The sequence below is a fragment of the Paenibacillus sp. sgz302190 genome, assembly GCF_059820445.1.
The window spans coordinates 117,028-134,434 of the sequence record NZ_JBZYAO010000001.1 but is presented as its reverse complement, the minus strand read 5'-3'; the positions used below and the strand labels follow the sequence as shown (position 1 = coordinate 134,434).

Here is a 17,407-nt window from a genome sequence, read left to right as displayed (position 1 = left end):
CGGGTCGGGTTCCGCACTCAGCGCATCTGCCGGACTCCATAACTGTGCTATGATCAGCCGCCTGCGAATATTCCTCCCTCCCCTTCTATCTCATGACCTTCTTCCATTTCCGGTACCCTCTGCGCAAGAAATTCAACACAAAGTCCGGAAACGGAAGACGGCTGATCCACGGGAAATAGAAACGGTCGTATGCCTTTTTCAAATCGTCCCACATCGTACAGGGCTCCCGCTTCAAAAAATCGGAAACGTCGACTACGATGCCTCTGCCGTCTTTCATCATGACGTTTTTCCCGTGCACATCGTGCGGGAACAGCCCTTTGCCGGCCGCATAGGCCAAAGCCTGATCGATGTCGCGGATCACCTGGCGCCGAATCGGAATCCCTTTGCGCATGCAGTTATATAGAGTGACGCCCGTGAGACGCCGCAAAATCAAAAAGTTGCGTCCTTCATAGATGCACTCCGAATAAGCCGGATGCCGGCCAAGACGCCTGTATACCTCGGCCTCGTCTTCGAGTCCCGGCCGGCCGGGTGCATATACTTTGGCCACCCAATCGGGAAAGTCAGGGTGGGCCAGAACGGCCGCGTAGTTTCCGGCACCGAGCAGCCGCCACGGCTCAGGGACATGATAGACGGCGATCGGCTCGTCGGGCTGCTCGCTGGCTATGCGCAGGTGCGGCAGCAGCTCAGCTTCGATGCGCGCAGCCATTGGCCCTGCAATTATATGTGCCGCAGCCGCACTCGGGAAGTTGCCCTTAGATTCCACCATAAACGTTCGAATCTCTTCCTCTCTCCAAAAAAGCTCGGCGGTCTTCAGCCGCTCGCATTCATAATTGCACACGTTGTCCCCTTTGGTCAACTGGGTGCCGTCTGCCGGCAAAAGAAAAAGGAACTTCGATCCGCAGGCGGACCCAAGTTCCTAAATCTGTTTACTCGTTCAGCGCTTTTTGCAGCGCCGCCAAGTTTTGCTTCATAATGCCGATGTAGTCCAGCTTGTTTTTCTTATCCTCGTCCGTCAAACCTTCGAGCGGATTCAACACATCGGTCTTTGCGCCGATTTCTTTGGCGATCGTCTGGGCGATTTTCGGATCGACCAGCGTTTCGAAAAAGATCGTCTTGACCTGACGCTCCTTGGCAAACTTCACGATGCCCGCCATTTTTTCCGGGGACGGCTCCTGCTCGGGGGATAGTCCGGCAATCGGAACTTGCGTCAAGCCGTACTCTTTGGCCAAATAACCGAAAGCTGCGTGCTGGGTGACAAAATCTTTATGCTTTACGCCGCTTAGCCCTGTTCGATACGATTGGTCAAGCTCTTTCAGCTTCGCTATGTAAGTATCGGCATTTTTCTTGTAGTCGTCCTTGTGGGCGGGATCGGCTTGTTCGAGCGCCGCCTCGATGGCAGCCACTTCCTTTTGGGCCAGCGTGGGACTCAGCCAAACGTGAGGATCGAGAACTTTGCCGTCCTTCGCCTCCTGCTGCTTATGGTCGTCCGCGTGTTCCCCCTCGTCCTCGTCGGGCAGCCCTTCCATCAGCTCGATCCCTTTACTCGCCTGCACAACTGTGCGCTTATCGTTCGCGGCGCTCTCCAGCGCCTTGTCGACCCAGCCTTCGACGATACCGTTATAGACGAACACGTCAGCTTCCTTGATTTGCGCCATATCTTTGGCGCTCGGCTCCCAATCGTGCGGCTCGGCGCCGGCCGGAATGAGACCGATGACATCGGCATGGCTGCCGACGATTTGCTGCGTAAATTCGACCATCGGGTAAAAGGTCGCGACAATTTTTAACGGCTTGCCGCTAGCGGCAGCGCTCGGCGACGGCGCGGAGTTCGTCCCCGCCGTAGGCGGACTGGCGGCTCCTGCTCCCGTTTGCGCCGTATTGCTGCCGCAGCCTGACAGCAGCAGCGCGGCCGCAGCCGCCGTCATCATCGTTTGTTTCCATGTTCCTTGCATGTGTATTCCTCCTGAACTTATATGAAATGTAAGAACTTATTGAATGGTTGAATCCTTGGCATAGCGGGTCGCCGATCTTGAAACAGCCGGTTCCGGGGCAGCGGGTTCAGCGGCAGCCTGCCGGCGGTTGATGCGCTTGCCCAGTTGGAGCAGCAGCTTTTTGATGCCTATGCCGGCGACCAGAAAAACGAGCAGCACGATGGCGATCGTTCCGCCGGGAGGCGTGCTCAGCTGATAGGAAGCCGTCAGGCCGGAGAAGACGCCGATCAGGCCGATAGCCATAGCAAGGCCGATTGCGGCCGAGAAGCTCGGCGCAAGGCGAATCGCCAGCGCGGCAGGCAGCACGATCAGCGAGGAGACGAGCAGGACGCCGACGACCGGCATCGCCGACGCCACGATCATCCCGGTAACGACGCTGAACAGCAGCGATATGCGCTTCACCGGGAGGCCGCTTGTCTGCGCGGTTTCCTCGTCAAACGTGATCTGGTACAAAGGCCTGCGGAACGCGTAGAAAAAACAGCCTCCGATCAGCGCGACCGCGCACATCAAGGCGAGCTCGGTCCCGTTCACGGCAACGACCGACCCGAACAAGTACGACGAAAAGTTTTTGTTGATGCCCTGATTCAAGCTCATCAGCACGACCGCGCCGGACAAGCCGCCGATCATGATGATCGCTATCGAAATCTCACTGTACGTTTTGTAGGACCTGCGCACATATTCCACGACGACCGCGCCGATTGCCGCCACGGCAAAGCCGGTCAAAGTCGGGTTCAGATGCAGGTACGCTCCGGCCGCAACGCCGGCCAGCGACACATGCGAAAGCATGTCGGCCATGAGCGCCTGGCGGCGGAGCATCAGGTACACCCCCAGCACCGACGCCAGCAGGGCGATTATCCCACCGGCACAAAATGCCCGCTGCATGAAGTCGAAGTGCAGCATTTCCATCCGCCGTCCTCCTTCTTTTCAAGCTCGATGATGCGGTCGAGGTATGCGCGGACTTCCGGCAGCCCGTGCGTCACCATGACGACCGTAGTGCCGTGCTCCTTCACCTGACGGTGCAGCAGCTCATAGAAAGCGTACCGGCTGTCCTGATCCATGCCCGTCGTCGGTTCGTCCAGCACGAGCAGATCCGGCTCCTGCGCCAGCGCGCGGGCGATGACGATGCGCTGCTTTTGCCCGCCGGAGAGCTCGCCGATCTTGCGGCTGCGCTGCCCCCACAGGCCGACCTGGCGCAGCGCCTTTTCCGTCTGCCGGTGATCCTCGTTCGTCAGCCGGCGAAGCCACGAGCCTCTGGCGTGCCTGCCCGACCGCACGAACTCGACAATCGTGCTCGGGAAGCCGCCGTTGAATGCGGCGATTTGCTGCGAGACGTAGCCGACAACGAGCTTCTTTCCCGCCCGGTTCGACGGCGCCAGGTACGCTTCTCCGCTCCAGGGCTGCAGCAGCCCAAGCATAAGCTTGAGCAGCGTCGTCTTCGAAGCGCCGTTAGGCCCCGTCACGGCGACGAATTCGCCGGCAAATACGTCGATGCTGGCCTCTTCCAGACAGGGTACGTCCCGATAGCCGAACGATACTTGTTTCAGCGATGCTAGCAGCATAAGCTCACCTCTTTTAAATGTAATCATTACGATTAAACTCGAAAAAGAAAATCGAGCCGACTCGATATTAAATAGTAATTATTACGTATTAGATCATAGCAACGTCCCGTCTATTCGTCAATGCTTTTTTCCGGCTTGCAGTGGCGCGCGTCTCGCGCAGCATTTGCCAAGCAGCCTGGAGCTGCTGTATGATCACATTATGCTAATAGTAATCATTACTTTTTAATAGCATGTTCCGCCGGTTTTCAGAATAAGTATGTGACAAAACATCAACCACGTTCATGGAGGAACCCGATGAAAATTCCTGTTTTCGTATTAAGCGGATTTTTGGGGAGCGGCAAGACGACTCTGCTGATGCAATTGTTGAAAGAAACGAGAAACCGCGGCTTGCGGCCGGGCATCTTGATGAATGAACTCGGCAGGCAGGACGTGGACGGGAACATTGTGGACGAGGCTGCCGGGCTGGCGGTCGAAAAGCTGCTGGACGGCTGCGTATGCTGCAGCAAAAAAGAGGAATTGGCCGGAAGCCTGAAGCTGCTGCTCGGGCAAAAGCCCGATGTTCTCTTTATCGAGCTGACGGGCGTCGCCAACCCGGAAGAAATCGCCGACGCGCTGACGGAACCGGGTCTTCTGGGCGTTGTGACGCTGAAACAAATCGTCACCGTACTGGACGCCGAGCATGTACTGGAGTACAACAGCATTTTCTCCTCCGACAGACAGCTTGTCGCCACGCTGCGGAAACAAATAGAGGCGGCCGATCTGATTTTGATCAACAAAACCGACCTCGTCCCGCCTGCACAGCTGGCCAAAATCGAAAAAAGCGTCCGCAAGCAAAACGAGAAATCGCTCATCGTCCATACCGTGCGCAGCCAAATCGACGTCAGCCCCTTGCTCGCCAGCATCGCCTCCCACGAGCCCGCTCCGCTGTCCGTCCGGCCTTTCCGCATGCTCAAATCGGTAACGGCTGTTAAGCGTGAGGCAGAAGACCACGTTCACAAACACGAGCAAAACCTCTCCTACTCGCGCGTGCAAACCGTCACACTGCCCTGGCACACGGCCGAATCGGTATCCAGGCAGAGGCTGGAACAGTTTCTCGCCAGATGGAACAAACAGCTTTTACGGGCAAAAGGATATGTCGCTTGCGGGCCGCAGGGGACGACGATGCTGATGCAATTTGCCGGAAAAAGAACGTATTGGGAGCCATCGCAGTTTGCCGGCGATCCTTATGTCGTCTTCATCGGCATCGATCTGAACGCTGCGCTGCTGGAGAAAGAATGGTCGCGCCTGTTTGAAATTTCCTCCTGAACCCGTCTATACGAAGGCCGTTCGATCCGTTATAATAATCGTAAATATTATTATTTAGAGGTACATATATGCTGCAGGCACTCCAACTACCCGATTTCCTCGACACAACCAACCTGCAAACGTTCAAAACGATGTTTATCAGCATTATTTTGGAAGCTATTCCCTTTGTGCTGCTGGGCGTCGTTTTATCTTCCATTTTGCAGGTATTCGTATCCGAGAAGCTGATTCAAAAAATCGTCCCCCGCCATCCGGCGCTCGGCATCCTGTTCGCCTGCCTGATCGGCATCGTTTTCCCGGTTTGCGAATGCGGCATGATTCCGGTGGTCAGGCGGCTGATTCAAAAAGGAATGCCCGTCTACGTCGCGGTCGTTTTTATTTTATCCGGCCCGATTCTGAATCCGGTCGTCTACGCCGCTACTTACATGGCCTTTCGGACGCACACCGATCTGGTGTATGCACGAATGGGCCTGGCTTTTCTCGCAGCCGCCTTCATCGGCTTTGTTTTGTACAAAACGGTCAAACGCAGCCCGCTGCGCACGAGCATGGCCTCCTTCCAGCCGGAAGAACCCGAACCCGAGCGCCAGCCGAACAAGATAACCGCGACTTTGGCCCATGCGGCCGAAGAATTTTTTGAAATGGGCAAATTTCTTATGTTCGGCGCCATGCTGACAGCGCTGATCCAGACGTTCGTCGTCCGCGAAAGTCTCGTCGCCATCGGACAAGGCCCCGTCATCTCGCATTTGTTCATGATGGGCTTTGCATACATCCTGTCCTTGTGCTCGACTTCGGACGCGTTTGTCGCTTCTTCATTTTTGGGCACGTTCTCCAAAGGTTCGCTGCTTACTTTCTTGGTGATCGGCCCGATGCTGGATTTCAAAAACACGCTGATGCTGCTCTCGGTGTTCAAATCGAGGTTCGTCCTGTTCCTCAGCCTTTTGATCGCGGTCACGGTGCTGCTCGGCTCGCTGCTCATCGAACGTTTGCTTTTCATCCAATAATGACAGGAGAGGGATTCATTGGTACATCAGCATTCGCATACCGGCTCGCTGGCGCCCCATTACTTGCTGCGGGCCGGCATTTTGCTGGCATTCGCCATGTTCATCGTCTATTTGACCAAAACGGACAACCTGGCCTACTACATCGCCCCCCGCATGCAAAGCTATGTCAAATATTCGAGCGTCGCGCTCTACGCCATCGCCATCTATCAGGTTTATCTCGGAATCGGCGCCTTGTGGGGCAAAAAGCAGGCCGATTGCGGGTGCGAACATCCCCCCTCGCGTTCGCGCTTGCGCAGTACGGTCGCTTACAGCTTGTTCGTGTTTCCTTTGCTTTTGGGCTTTTTGCTGCCCCATACCGTAATGAGCAGCGCGCTGGCCGACAAAAAAGGGATGAATTTATCGACGGGCACGGCGGCCGCAGCGATCACCAAACAGCTGGCGGCAGCGGCCGAGAGCGACAAAGCGCTCGCCCCGCTCGCATCGGCTGCCCCTTCCCCCTCTCCGTCGGCGGCAGCGAATGCTCCGCAACCGCTCCCCGCAGCAGGCGGCGTGACGGATGAGCAGCTGAAAAAAATGTTCGTGGCGCCGGACGAGTATTCGGAAGATTTTGCGAAAATGGGAATGATCCTCTACAAGCGCGATCTGATTGCCGTGAAGCCGGAAATCTACATGGAAGTTTTGTCCACCATCGATTTGTTCAAGCAAAACTTTTTCGGCAAAAAAATCGAACTGACCGGATTTGTATACAGGGAAAAAGATATGAAACAGGATCAATTCGTCGTCGGACGGTTCGCCGTCTCGTGCTGCTCGGCCGACGCCTCGCCGTACGGCGTGATGGTCGACTTTCCGACAGCGAACCATCTGGACAAGGACACATGGGTGAAAGTCATGGGAACGATCGACAAAGGCAGCTATCAAAATAACGATATTTTTACGATCCATGCGACGAGCGTCGAAAAAATACCGGACCCGGGAACTCCTTACGTATATCCGAACTTCGACCCTATTCCCGAACTGAACAAATGACAACAAGCCGGAGCGGCCTGCTCCGGCTTCCTTCGTATCATTAGCGGGTTTCGCGGTGAAGCGTAACTTTGTTCAGACGCGGGCAAAACTTTTTCAATTCCAAACGTCCCGGCGTGTTTCGTTTATTTTTCGTCGTCGTGTAGTTGCGATCCCCGCACTCCGTGCAGGCCAGTGTAATTGTAACGCGCATGCGGTGTTTCCTCCTTTCCAAGCGGAATCCCGGTTTTACTTGCCCATTCCGGCCAGCAGCTCCTCCAGCTGCTCGTTCGACGCATTCGGCAGCTCGTCTGCGAACCGGCTCCAATCCATCCGCATCTCCGCATCCGTCAGCAAGCAGCGGTCCAGCGATTCGATCAGCGCAGGCTTATCCAGCCCGATGCCGATGAGCACGAATTTCGTAACGCGGTCGCCGAAAACCGGGTCCCAATCCTGCAGCAGCTCAGGCTCCTCGGCCAAGATGGAAGCTTTCTCGGCTTCAGGCAGCGCAGTGACCCAAAAGCCGGCCGGTCCGATCTGGATCGAGGGCCCCGCCTGGCTCATATTTTGCGCCAGGTCGTGCCGTGTCGCCAGCCAGAGCATGCCTTTGGCCCGCACGATTTCTTCCGGCCAATCGGCCAGCCAGGCGGTAAACCGCTCCGTATGGAAAGGCCTGCGCCGTTCGTAGACGAACGAAGAGATGCCGTATTCTTCGGTCTCCGGCGTATGATGGGCGTTCTCCATCTCCTGCATCCAGCCGGCAGACACACTCGCTTCGTCAAAATTGAACAGCCCGGTGTTCAAAATATCACGCGGATCGACTTGACCGTTCGCGGTCCGGATCAATTTCGCCCGGGGTTGCAGCTTGCGCAGCACCCCTTCCAGTTCTTGAAGCTCCTCTTCATCGACGAGGTCGCACTTGTTCAGGAGCAGCACATCGCAAAACTCGATTTGGCTGATCAGCAGATCAACGACGTCGCGCGTATCGTCATCGCCGACCGCCTGCCGGCGTTCGAGCAGCGTCTCCCCGGAGGAGAAATCGTGCCAGAAGCGGTAGGCGTCGACGACCGTTACCATCGTATCCAGGCGGCAGTACCGCGACAAATCGATATGATGCTCCTCGTCGATGTAGGTGAACGTTTGCGCAACCGGCACCGGCTCGCCGACGCCCGTCGATTCGATGAGGATGTAATCGAACCGACCTTCTTTGGCCAGCCGCTCCACTTCGCGCAGCAAATCCTCCCGCAGCGTGCAGCAGATGCAGCCGTTGGACATTTCGACGAGCTTTTCCTCCGTCCGGGATAATCCTCCTCCCTCTTTGACCAGGCCGGCGTCGATATTCACTTCGCTCAAATCGTTGACGATAACCGCCACTTTAAGGCCGTCGCGGTTGTTTAAAACGTGGTTCAGCACGGTCGTTTTACCTGCGCCCAGGTAACCGCTCAGCACCGTAACCGGAATTTTTGCCGTATTTTCACTCATGCCTTAGGTGAACTCCTCTCATTCCGCTTTTCCCGCCGCCTGCCTGCTTTCGCGCCCCTCCGAGCAATCCGAACAGTAGCCGTACACGTCGAATTTGTACTTGACCGGCTGGAACTGCCCCGGAAGGTCCGCAAACAGCTTGTGCGGCTCATAATCGCGCGGAATCGTTTTCTCGCAAGAAACGCAAATCAAATGATAATGCTCAAAATGCTCGTGTCCGCTGCAGCTCAGCTTAAACCGCACGGAACCGTCCAGAACGAACTGCTCGATAAGTCCGATCTCCGCAAACAGACGGATATTCCGATATACGGTGTCATAGCTGACACCCGGACACTTGTGCGCCAAATCCGTATACACGTCCATCGCCGAAGCAAAGCCTGGCGTCTCCAGGAAAAAGCAAAGCGCGAGCCTGCGCTGCTTCGTAATTCGGACGCCGCGATGCGAAAGCCTGCGAATCATCGATTGCAGCCTTTCCGATGCGGAAGCGTCATGATCCGTCAGCCGATTATTCATAAGCAGCCTCCTCGCCGCCGGTTAAATAGACTACGATCTCGGGAGCGGATCGGCAAAGCTCCGCCAATTGCGCTCGCGCATCTCCTGCTCGGTCAGCAGCGCCCGATCGAACAACTGCTCGATCTCCGGCCTGTTCAAGCCGATACCGATAAAGACGAGCTTCGTCACTCTATCGCCCCATACGTCGTCCCAATCCGGGGACTTGGGGTAATGTTCGCCGAAGTGGAACCGCCGCTCTTCCTCCGACAGCGCCGCAACCCACAAGCCTGCCGCAGTCAGCTGTCTGGAAGCACCCGCCTGCCCGAACACCATCGCCTGCGCATTTCTGGAGGCGATCCACATCAGGCCTTTGGCGCGAATAATATCGCCCGGATACCGCTCTAGACACTGCGCAAGCCGCTGCGGGTGAAACGGCTTTTTCCGCTTGTACACGAAGGAAGAGATGCCGTACTCCTCCGTTTCCGGCGTATGCGCTTCCTTTTCCAGCTCTTGAATCCAGCCTGCTGAACCGCTTGCCTCATCGAAATTAAATCTTCCCGTATGCAAAATCTCCTTCGGGTCGATTCGCCCGTGGGAAGTACGGATCAGCTTCGCTTTCGGCTGGAGCCCGCGGAGCCCTGCTTCCAGTTTCTCAAGCTCCGTTTCGCTGACGAGATCGCACTTGTTTATAATCAGTACGTCGCAAAATTCAATCTGATTAATAAGCAAATCGACGATACCCCGGCTGTCATCTTCGCCGGCTTCCTGCCCGCGGTCTTTCAGCTTATCCTGCGACCGATAGTCGTGCCAAAACTGGGCCGCATCCACAACCGTAACCATGCAATCGAGCTCGGTCAAAGACGAGAGATTGATGCCGTTCTCATCGTCGATGTAGGTGAATGTTTGCGCGACGGGGATCGGCTCCCCGATTCCCGTCGACTCAATCAGGATGTAATCGAACTTCTGCTCCATAGCCAGCTTCTCAACCTCGCGGAGCAAGTCTTCGCGAAGCGTACAGCAGATGCACCCGTTCGACATCTCCACCAGCTTCTCCTCTGTGCGCGACAGTCCCCCGCCGCCCCGCACAAGCTCGGCATCGATATTCACTTCGCTCAAATCGTTAACGATGACGGCCACTTTCAAACCGTCGCGATTGTTCAACACGTGATTCAGCACCGACGTTTTGCCGGCGCCCAAGTAACCGCTTAATACGGTGACAGGCAGCTTTTTATCCGGCACCCGCTGCGATTCCGCCATTATTCAACACTCTCCTTCGAGCGGCTTGACCCTGCATCCGGAACCAAGCATTTTTGTTTATATGTAATTATTACTATTATGTAGCAAAAAAGAAAAATCCGCCAACGGATTTTAATTGTAATAATTACTAACTGAAACCATACTATCGCATTTACTCTCGTTTGTAAATAGTATTTTTTACGATTAACCGAATCTAATCTTGAATAATAACTTTCGTGCCGACCGGAATATGTTTGAACAACCATTCTACGTCCTTATTCAGCATGCGGATGCAGCCGGAAGAAACGCTCTGACCTATGGAATAAGGCTTGTTCGTGCCGTGGATTCCGTAACGGAAACCGCCCGTATTAGGGACGCTGATGCCCAACCAACGGGTACCAAGCGGATTTCTCTTGTCTCCTCCCGGGATTTGCTTTCTCATATACCACGGATACTTGATTTTGTTGGCGATGCGAAACTCCCCTTCCGGCGTCAAGTTTCCTTTTCCCGTAGCGACCGAGAACGTAAACGGCGCACTCTCATTCACATAGACAAACAACAGATGACTCGATTTATCAATTACGATGCATATGTCTTCTTCGATGGGATAAGGTTCGTCGGCATGAGCGGTTTTCGGTGCCGCTGCTCCTGCAATCATGAGTGCAAACGCCGCCAAGCTGAGCATACGTCTTATGGTGAGCATCCTATTCAGCCTACTTTCGCTTAACATTTTGCCGCTGTCCGAAGCTTTGATTAGTATGGTTGTCCGGCGGCAAATTCATTCCGAAAAAAGCCCGCAAATGAAGATTAAGATAAACTTCCATGAAAATGCGAAGCGCAAAAAGCCCGCCATCCTTAGGGACGACAGGCTTGGGATATCACTATACGCGCTGTGCTTACAGCTTGTTGAAAATATCGGTCAATTGCGGAACGATTTGCGATTTGCGGGATACAACGCCTTTCAAAGTCGCTTTGTTATCGACCAATTTCACGTTATATGCCTGCTCGACGGCTTGCACGGAACGACCCAGCGCCAAACCGATGGAATCGTTCTTCAAAATATCAGTGACGACAAACAGGAATAAGTCCAGGCCTTTTTCCGCGATAATACCGTTCAAAGCGTCTTCAAACTCCGCTTGGCGGGACAGAACGTCGTTCGTATCCACGGCGTTGACTTGGGCGATTTCCACTTTGTAGCTGCCCATTTGGAACTCTTTGGCGTCGAGCGAAATCAATTGAGCGATCGTTTTGTCGCTCAGGTCTGCTCCGGCTTTCAGCATGTCAAGTCCGTAAGCCTCGGCGTTTACACCGGCGATTTCAGCCAGTTCTTTGGCTGCGGCCACGTCTTCTGGCGTGCAAGTCGGCGATTTGAAAAGCAGTGAGTCCGAAATAATCGCGGACAGCATAAGACCGGCGATATTTTTGTCGATGGCGATGCCGTTTTCTTTGTACATTTTATTTAAAATCGTCGCTGTGCATCCTACCGGCTCGGCGCGGTAGTACAGCGGACCGCTTGTTTCGAAGTTGGCGATGCGGTGATGGTCGATAACTTCGGCCACGCGAACTTGATCGATGTCCGAAACGCTTTGCTGCCGCTCATTGTGATCCACCAAAATGACGGTTTTCGTTTCGTTCGCAACCGTTTCCACCAAACGCGGCGCTTCAGCCTTGAACGTATCGAGAGCAAATTGGGTTTCGCCGTTAATGCTGCCCAGGCGCACAGCTTCGACTTGTTGGCCTAATTTCGTTTTCAGATCCGCGTAAGCGATAGCCGAACAAATCGTATCCGTGTCCGGATTTTTGTGGCCGAAAATAAGAATTTTTTCCATTCTAATGCTCCTTAATCGTTTTTGTTTTTAGGGTGAGAATCGTTATCTCTACATAGATTATAGCCGGATCGCATGTTACGTACAAGCTATTCCGTATTTTCCACTCGCTTTTAACGGCATAGGCTTATGAGTTACTGCTGCTTGCCGAGCCTTCTAATCCATATCTTCATACTGTTTTCGCTGTCCACATAAATGCGTTTGAGCTGAAAAGGGTCCTGATCCGGCGTCGTGCGCCCCTGCTTGATCGTAAACGCATAACGGTACCCCGAATCTTTCAAAATTTGCAGCGTCTGCTTGTTGAATTCTCCATACGGATAGCAAAACACGACAGGCTTGACCCCAAGGTGCTCTTCAATAAGCCTGCCCGCTTCCACAATCTCTTCTTTTTGCTTCTCGGCGGACAGCCAGGGCAGATGCGGGTGCGTCATGCCGTGAGGCTGGATGTCCCAGCCTGCGGCCTGCATCGCTTTGGCCTGCTCCCAGTTCAGATAGCCGTCCTGGGAAACGGCGCCCGGCGACATAAACAGCGTAGCCGGAAAACCGTAACGCTCCAGCACAGGCATCGCCAGCGTATAATTATCGGCGTAGCCGTCGTCAAAAGTAAGCAGAACCGGCTTCGCGGGCGCAGCTTTTTTCTTTTCGAGGATGAGCATAAAATCCGCAAGGCTAAGCGGCGTAAAACCGTGCTCATGCAAGTATTCCATTTGCAAAGCCAGCTCCTTCTGGGGAAGCACCAGCGAATTGCCGGGTTCGTCGCCGATGCTGTGATAATTCAGCACGGGAATGGACACAGGGCGTGAATCGCTTTCCGCCCGTTCCGTGGCGGCGGCCGCGCTCTGTACCGCGTACACGCTTGCCGCGACGGACGCCGGAGCAGGGCTGGCCGCGAGTACGGCCGGCGTCTCACTCGGCGCCGGCTCGTTCCAGCCCGCCTCAACTATAGTTGAGGCACTTTCCTGCCGGGGCTGCTCGTCCGCAATCGGAGGTGCCTGCAACTGGGGTGCATCGGCAGCAGTTCCGTCCGTATGCGAGCGTCCGGGCTCAATCAGCCGATAGAGGCCGATCACGGCGATAACGATGATTGCAGCAATTGCTGCCGCGTAGGTTTTCTTCATAGGACTCCTCCGGGATAGTACCATTTGTTATGTTTAATCCTATCCACAGAACTATGAAAATATGTCCCGACCCGCACGCGGCGGCCACCAAAACGCAAGCGCCTTGGCTGGCGCGGCGGGCAAATCTCAAGCGCCTCCGCTGACGCGGCGCGTAAAAACTCAAGCGCCTCCGCTGACGCGGCGCGTAAAAACTCAAGCGCCCCCGCTGACGCGGCGCGCAATAACTCAAGCGCCTCCGCTGACGCGGCGCGCAATAACCCAAGCGCCTCCGCTGACGCGGCGCGCAATAACCCAAGCGCCTCCGCTGACGCGCCGCGCGAAAAGCCTGCAATTGTGCAGGCTTTCACCACCTTGATGCGCTTCCTGCGAAGTATTCCTGCAATTGTGCAGGTTTTTTCGCGTAAATCCCGATTCAGACCCGCCGTGAGCGGAAATTCCTGTACTTTTGCAGGCTTTCCCCTAAAACGGGCCGCTTACGAAGAAAAAGCCTGCACTTTCGCAGGTTTTGCCAGCCGCATGCAGTTCCCCCAGCTGCCAAGCCGTTCCGGCCAGCACGAGCCATCTCCGGCGGCTCGCCCGCCCCCCCCCCGATGGCTGTGGTGTTTGGGCAATACCGCAGAAAAGCCTCCAACAGATGGAGGCTTGTGGTTTAGGCTCTATTTGGTCCGTGCGTTCCGCATCGCATTGACGAGTTGAGTCTTGCCGTCCGAAGCTTCGGCGAACTTTTGATACGCTTCGGATTCCATCGCATGGAGGGCGATTTTTCCCTCTCTGTTGTAATGGATTCCCCAACCGTATTTTTTGGCCAAAGTGGACGTCCGCAGGCAGGGATGCGGCTTTTGAAACAATTCTGCGCGAATTTCGTCGCCCCGGGCTTCCAACTGCTCCGGCGAAATGTTTTTGTGGCGGATATGAATTTCAAAAATCAAATCGTTTTGGGTGTATTCGTACGGATGCTGCGAAAGAAGCTCGTATTGAATGACGTGAATCGGTTTGTTTTCCTTGGTGCTTACGGGAATTTCGCTGTGTTCGGCGGCGCTGTCGGGTGAAACCAAAACAAACGTATCGAGGTAACTCATGTCAATTCGGCCTTCACCTGCTCGATTCCGTCCCACATGTTGCCTTCCCGATCAAAAATGATGGAAATGGGAGCGCTGCAGTTCTTTTCCCGCAAAATCGCCAGCATACGGCCGAACTCTTCCCGGTCCAGTTCCCCGCCCGGGCCATAAACCGGCTTGGCGTGAATCGAGTGAGCGATGGGCGCGCCGTAGGCAATTCCGCGTTCTTTCTCCTCGGCGGCCAAATTTCCGAAATCGACGATTGTCGTAAATCCGCTGCCTAAATCCGTCATCAGTTGGGACCAGCTGTCCACTGTAGAGGTCAGCTCCCGGAAATTTTCCGTTACGACGGCGACACCCCGGGCAGCGGCATACGCTTGCAAAATCCGCAAGCCCTCTGCGCTTCGGGCGTGAGCTTCACTGTCGCCGGGAGACTGTTCGCCTGCGACGATGCGGATGGCAGCAGCGCCCGCCGCGGAAGCCGCATCGATCCATTGCTGCAAATAAGCGATGTCCGCCTCTCTGCGAACGGCATCAGGCGATGAAATATCGCCGTAGTCCACGAGCAAAGTATGGAATTTAACGTCCGCTGCGGCCAAAGCCGCCTTCAGCCGCTCTAAATAGTCCCTTTCCCTGGTAGGAAAATGGAAATGGCAAATTTCCACGAACCGGAATCCGCGGGCGGCCAGTTCCTTGGGTAGATCGAGCAGCTCCCATTCGGTCGGCTGGCTCTGCTCCGCAACGGCCGGCTGTTTCAGCGCATCGTCCCAAACCGTCCAGCGCAAAGGCCCCAAACAGCGATGCAGACTCCAAGTGCTTATCGAAAGCTTATTTTCAAACATCATCCACGCTCCTCATCTCAAAATAATGCTGCACAAAAAAATATTCCACATTTATCCAAAAATTCCTTCTGCCTTGTCCGTCGGATATTTAAACCTGATGGGCATTCGACAATAACCGTCAAATTCTCCCCATTTACAGCGGGAAGCCGTTTGTTCATAATGAAAGTGGATTCCCATCTTTTTTCCAAGGAGTGATAGGATGTCGAACAAAATTTTAATTTTAACCGGCGACGCCGCTGAAGTGCTGGAAGTTTATTATCCTTTTTTTCGTCTTCAAGAAGCCGGCTATGATGCCGTTATCGCATCGCCTGCAAAAAAAGTTCTGCGCACCGTCGTCCACGATTTCGTAGAAGGCTGGGAAACGTACACCGAGAAGCCCGGACACCTGCTGCCTTCCCATATCGCCTTCGCAGACGTGGAACCTACTGAATACGACGGCCTGATCATTCCCGGCGGACGAGCTCCGGAGTACATTCGCTCCGATGAAAACGTGCCGCGGATTTTGCGTCATTTTTTTGAAGCTGACAAGCCGATCGGCGCCATCTGCCATGCCGCCCAAATATTTACGGCTTTAAAGGACAACAGCCTTTTCGAAGGCCGTACCATCGCCGCATATACCGCCTGCCGCCTGGACGTAGAGCAGCTCGGGGCCAAATATGCGGAAAATCCGCTTCACGTGGACGGCAAGCTGGTCAGCGGTCATGCCTGGCCGGATTTGCCCGGCTTTATGCGCGAGTTTCTGAAGCTGCTCTCCTAAGCTAAGGCACAAACGGCGGGCTGCCGATCGGCGGCCCCTTTGCCGGGCAGCAGCGTTCAGACGTCGCCTCCCCGCAAATCCCTTACCTGTCCATTAACGGCGTAGCCGGCTCCAGCCAGTTCCATTCATTGTTTTGCACGAACATGCTGACCGCCTGCGACATACTGATTCCGCAGTCGTAAAACACCGACATCATGTCCAAATACGCCTTCAATTTTCCCCGGGTCGGCTCCTTGAGCAAATCGTTCGTCTTCTGCACAAACTGCTCCGGCTTCGTCTCCGCCGCCTCGACCGCCCGCATGAGCGATTTGTGGCACGGAAACAGCTGCCGATTGTAAGCGAGTACAATTCGCCCCGCCGAAAGCGCCACCTGGCTGAGCGATTGCGTCAACAAATACGCATTGTCCTGCTCCCAGGCTTTCACAGCAAAATAGTTGCCGTAAAGCAGCAGCTGTGCGTAAAAATCTTTCAAATTCGCCTCACGGCGCTCTTCCGGAAAAACCGGAATCCGGTCCAGCAGTTGCTGAAGATCGGGAATTGTCGAATACGCCGCATAAGCCCCCTGAAAAGACGCCCGGGTCGGCTCGCTGCCTTTCTCCGCAGCTTTGACCAGAAAATCGTAACAAATGATTTTGCCGTCGATGTAGCCGCCGGGGTAATCGCATACATCCTGATTAAAATAAGACAAGTTCTGCTCAGCGCTCCTGCGCTCGAACTCTTTGTCGGTAACGACCAGATACGCGTCGATATCCGAATCGTCCCTCGCGATTCCTTTTGCTACGGAACCCGCAATAATAATCGCGCGAAAGTTCGTGTCCTGCTGCAAGAAACGAACGAAATTGTTGATCGACCTCTGATGGTGCTCTTTCACGGCCCGCCCCCCATTTTCTCTGTTAAATCGAAACTTGAACGATTTTTTTCGGAGCTATCGGATTGTCCCTCGGGTAACCCAGCGAAGCATTGACGAACCTGCATTGATGCAGCACATAATCCATTCTCCGGTGAATGTGGCCAAAACACCACGTTTTATCGGCAATCCGGTCGAAGTAAGGAGCGCCGTCGAAATAATAAAAGCTTGTCGACAAATCAAGCTCCCTGCCATCGGGCACCCGGCTCCAATCGGGTGATATGTGGGTGACGACGACCTGCGCGCCCGCTACGACCTCGTCCAGCTTCGCTTTTTCCCTCTCGAACATGTCGAGCGTATGGCGCGGCTTGCCGCGAATGAGCGCATAGTCGTTGGAAACGGACTGCCATTCGATAAACAACCGGTTGGAATCCGCCTGCAAAATCTGCATGCCATACTGCAAATCGTACCACATCCCGCAGCCGCCAAACGCAATTCCGTCCAGCTCAACAATTTGGCCGTCCAAATATACTACACCGGGCAGTTGGCTTGCGAGCAGCATCATTTCATTTGCCCGATCCATGGAGTCGTAGCGCCCGCTGCTTGCCAGCATCGCCTTTTCCAAATAATAATCGTGATTTCCCATAACGAGCGCAATGTTCGGATAATGCTCTTTCATGAGCTTCAAAAAAATGTAGTTCTGTTTGTTGCTGTGACCGAGGTCGCCTGCGATAACCAACGTGTTGGAACACGTTTCAGGAAGGAGCTGCAGGACCAGTTTCTTAATCGCATTCCGCAATTTCCAGACGCTTCCGGTCTCTTTGATCCAAAAGTCCAGATGAATATCAGAAATAAGATCGAAGCGCTTCATCATGTCCTACCTGCCTTTCAGTCCAG

19 protein-coding genes are annotated in these 17,407 nt (G+C 54.7%); 4 read left to right on the top strand and 15 right to left on the bottom strand.

The window, feature by feature from the left end:
• Positions 1 to 85 precede the first annotated feature (85 nt).
• From AC6RNO_RS00665 to AC6RNO_RS00650, 4 genes are all read right to left on the bottom strand, one after another.
• A complete protein-coding gene (locus AC6RNO_RS00665; protein ID WP_497104612.1) occupies positions 86 to 706 on the bottom strand; it encodes a serine/threonine protein kinase in 621 nt (206 codons plus the stop codon).
• A gap of 220 nt (positions 707 to 926) precedes the next feature.
• Positions 927 to 1,949, bottom strand: a complete 1,023-nt coding sequence (locus AC6RNO_RS00660) for a metal ABC transporter substrate-binding protein (protein ID WP_474680723.1) — start codon at positions 1,947 to 1,949, stop codon at positions 927 to 929.
• Positions 1,950 to 1,985: 36 nt separating this feature from the next.
• Positions 1,986 to 2,894, bottom strand: coding sequence for an iron chelate uptake ABC transporter family permease subunit (locus AC6RNO_RS00655; RefSeq protein ID WP_497104208.1), 909 nt, complete (start codon positions 2,892 to 2,894; stop codon positions 1,986 to 1,988).
• On the bottom strand, positions 2,840 to 3,547 hold the full coding sequence (locus AC6RNO_RS00650; protein WP_497104207.1) for an ATP-binding cassette domain-containing protein: 708 nt from the start codon (positions 3,545 to 3,547) through the stop codon (positions 2,840 to 2,842). The genes AC6RNO_RS00655 and AC6RNO_RS00650 overlap by 55 nt, the downstream gene beginning before the upstream one ends.
• 294 nt (positions 3,548 to 3,841) lie before the next feature.
• Here AC6RNO_RS00650 and AC6RNO_RS00645 point away from each other — a divergent pair, with 294 nt between their 5' ends.
• From AC6RNO_RS00645 to AC6RNO_RS00635, 3 genes are all read left to right on the top strand, one after another.
• Complete coding sequence (locus AC6RNO_RS00645; protein WP_497104206.1) at positions 3,842 to 4,852, top strand: GTP-binding protein; 1,011 nt, start codon at positions 3,842 to 3,844, stop codon at positions 4,850 to 4,852.
• 68 nt (positions 4,853 to 4,920) lie between these two features.
• Positions 4,921 to 5,850, top strand: coding sequence for a permease (locus tag AC6RNO_RS00640; RefSeq protein ID WP_497104205.1), 930 nt, complete (start codon positions 4,921 to 4,923; stop codon positions 5,848 to 5,850).
• Between the two features lie 18 nt (positions 5,851 to 5,868).
• Positions 5,869 to 6,876: a TIGR03943 family putative permease subunit gene (locus AC6RNO_RS00635; RefSeq protein ID WP_497104204.1), complete on the top strand. Its 1,008-nt coding sequence runs from the start codon at positions 5,869 to 5,871 to the stop codon at positions 6,874 to 6,876.
• Positions 6,877 to 6,916: 40 nt separating this feature from the next.
• Here the strand turns inward: AC6RNO_RS00635 and rpmG are convergent, their stop codons facing one another.
• From rpmG to AC6RNO_RS00590, 9 genes are all read right to left on the bottom strand, one after another.
• Positions 6,917 to 7,066 (bottom strand): 50S ribosomal protein L33, encoded by a 150-nt coding sequence (gene rpmG, locus AC6RNO_RS00630; RefSeq protein WP_474680717.1) that lies wholly within the window; start codon positions 7,064 to 7,066, stop codon positions 6,917 to 6,919.
• A gap of 35 nt (positions 7,067 to 7,101) precedes the next feature.
• Positions 7,102 to 8,334, bottom strand: a complete 1,233-nt coding sequence (locus AC6RNO_RS00625; protein ID WP_497104203.1) for a GTP-binding protein — start codon at positions 8,332 to 8,334, stop codon at positions 7,102 to 7,104.
• Between the two features lie 18 nt (positions 8,335 to 8,352).
• A complete protein-coding gene (locus AC6RNO_RS00620; protein WP_497104202.1) occupies positions 8,353 to 8,847 on the bottom strand; it encodes a transcriptional repressor in 495 nt (164 codons plus the stop codon).
• Between the two features lie 30 nt (positions 8,848 to 8,877).
• A complete protein-coding gene (locus AC6RNO_RS00615; protein ID WP_497104201.1) occupies positions 8,878 to 10,083 on the bottom strand; it encodes a GTP-binding protein in 1,206 nt (401 codons plus the stop codon).
• Between the two features lie 193 nt (positions 10,084 to 10,276).
• The gene (locus AC6RNO_RS00610; RefSeq protein WP_474680713.1) at positions 10,277 to 10,765 is read right to left on the bottom strand and encodes a L,D-transpeptidase; all 489 of its coding nucleotides are present in this window, start codon (positions 10,763 to 10,765) and stop codon (positions 10,277 to 10,279) included.
• A gap of 193 nt (positions 10,766 to 10,958) precedes the next feature.
• A complete protein-coding gene (locus AC6RNO_RS00605) occupies positions 10,959 to 11,891 on the bottom strand; it encodes a manganese-dependent inorganic pyrophosphatase (protein ID WP_497104200.1) in 933 nt (310 codons plus the stop codon).
• A gap of 131 nt (positions 11,892 to 12,022) precedes the next feature.
• Positions 12,023 to 13,006, bottom strand: coding sequence for a polysaccharide deacetylase family protein (locus AC6RNO_RS00600; protein WP_497104199.1), 984 nt, complete (start codon positions 13,004 to 13,006; stop codon positions 12,023 to 12,025).
• Between the two features lie 656 nt (positions 13,007 to 13,662).
• Complete coding sequence (locus tag AC6RNO_RS00595) at positions 13,663 to 14,085, bottom strand: DUF6157 family protein (RefSeq protein WP_497104198.1); 423 nt, start codon at positions 14,083 to 14,085, stop codon at positions 13,663 to 13,665.
• Positions 14,082 to 14,909 carry a TIM barrel protein gene (locus tag AC6RNO_RS00590; protein WP_497104197.1) on the bottom strand — a complete coding sequence of 276 codons (828 nt, stop codon included), beginning with the start codon at positions 14,907 to 14,909 and terminating at the stop codon, positions 14,082 to 14,084. Before AC6RNO_RS00590 ends, AC6RNO_RS00595 begins: the two co-directional genes overlap by 4 nt.
• A 196-nt stretch (positions 14,910 to 15,105) precedes the next feature.
• Here AC6RNO_RS00590 and AC6RNO_RS00585 point away from each other — a divergent pair, with 196 nt between their 5' ends.
• Positions 15,106 to 15,663, top strand: coding sequence for a DJ-1/PfpI family protein (locus AC6RNO_RS00585; protein ID WP_474685667.1), 558 nt, complete (start codon positions 15,106 to 15,108; stop codon positions 15,661 to 15,663).
• An 82-nt stretch (positions 15,664 to 15,745) separates the two neighbouring features.
• Here the strand turns inward: AC6RNO_RS00585 and AC6RNO_RS00580 are convergent, their stop codons facing one another.
• The gene (locus AC6RNO_RS00580; protein ID WP_474685664.1) at positions 15,746 to 16,534 is read right to left on the bottom strand and encodes a nucleotidyltransferase domain-containing protein; all 789 of its coding nucleotides are present in this window, start codon (positions 16,532 to 16,534) and stop codon (positions 15,746 to 15,748) included.
• Between the two features lie 22 nt (positions 16,535 to 16,556).
• Positions 16,557 to 17,384 carry a metallophosphoesterase family protein gene (locus tag AC6RNO_RS00575; protein WP_474685662.1) on the bottom strand — a complete coding sequence of 276 codons (828 nt, stop codon included), beginning with the start codon at positions 17,382 to 17,384 and terminating at the stop codon, positions 16,557 to 16,559.
• Positions 17,385 to 17,407 lie beyond the last annotated feature (23 nt).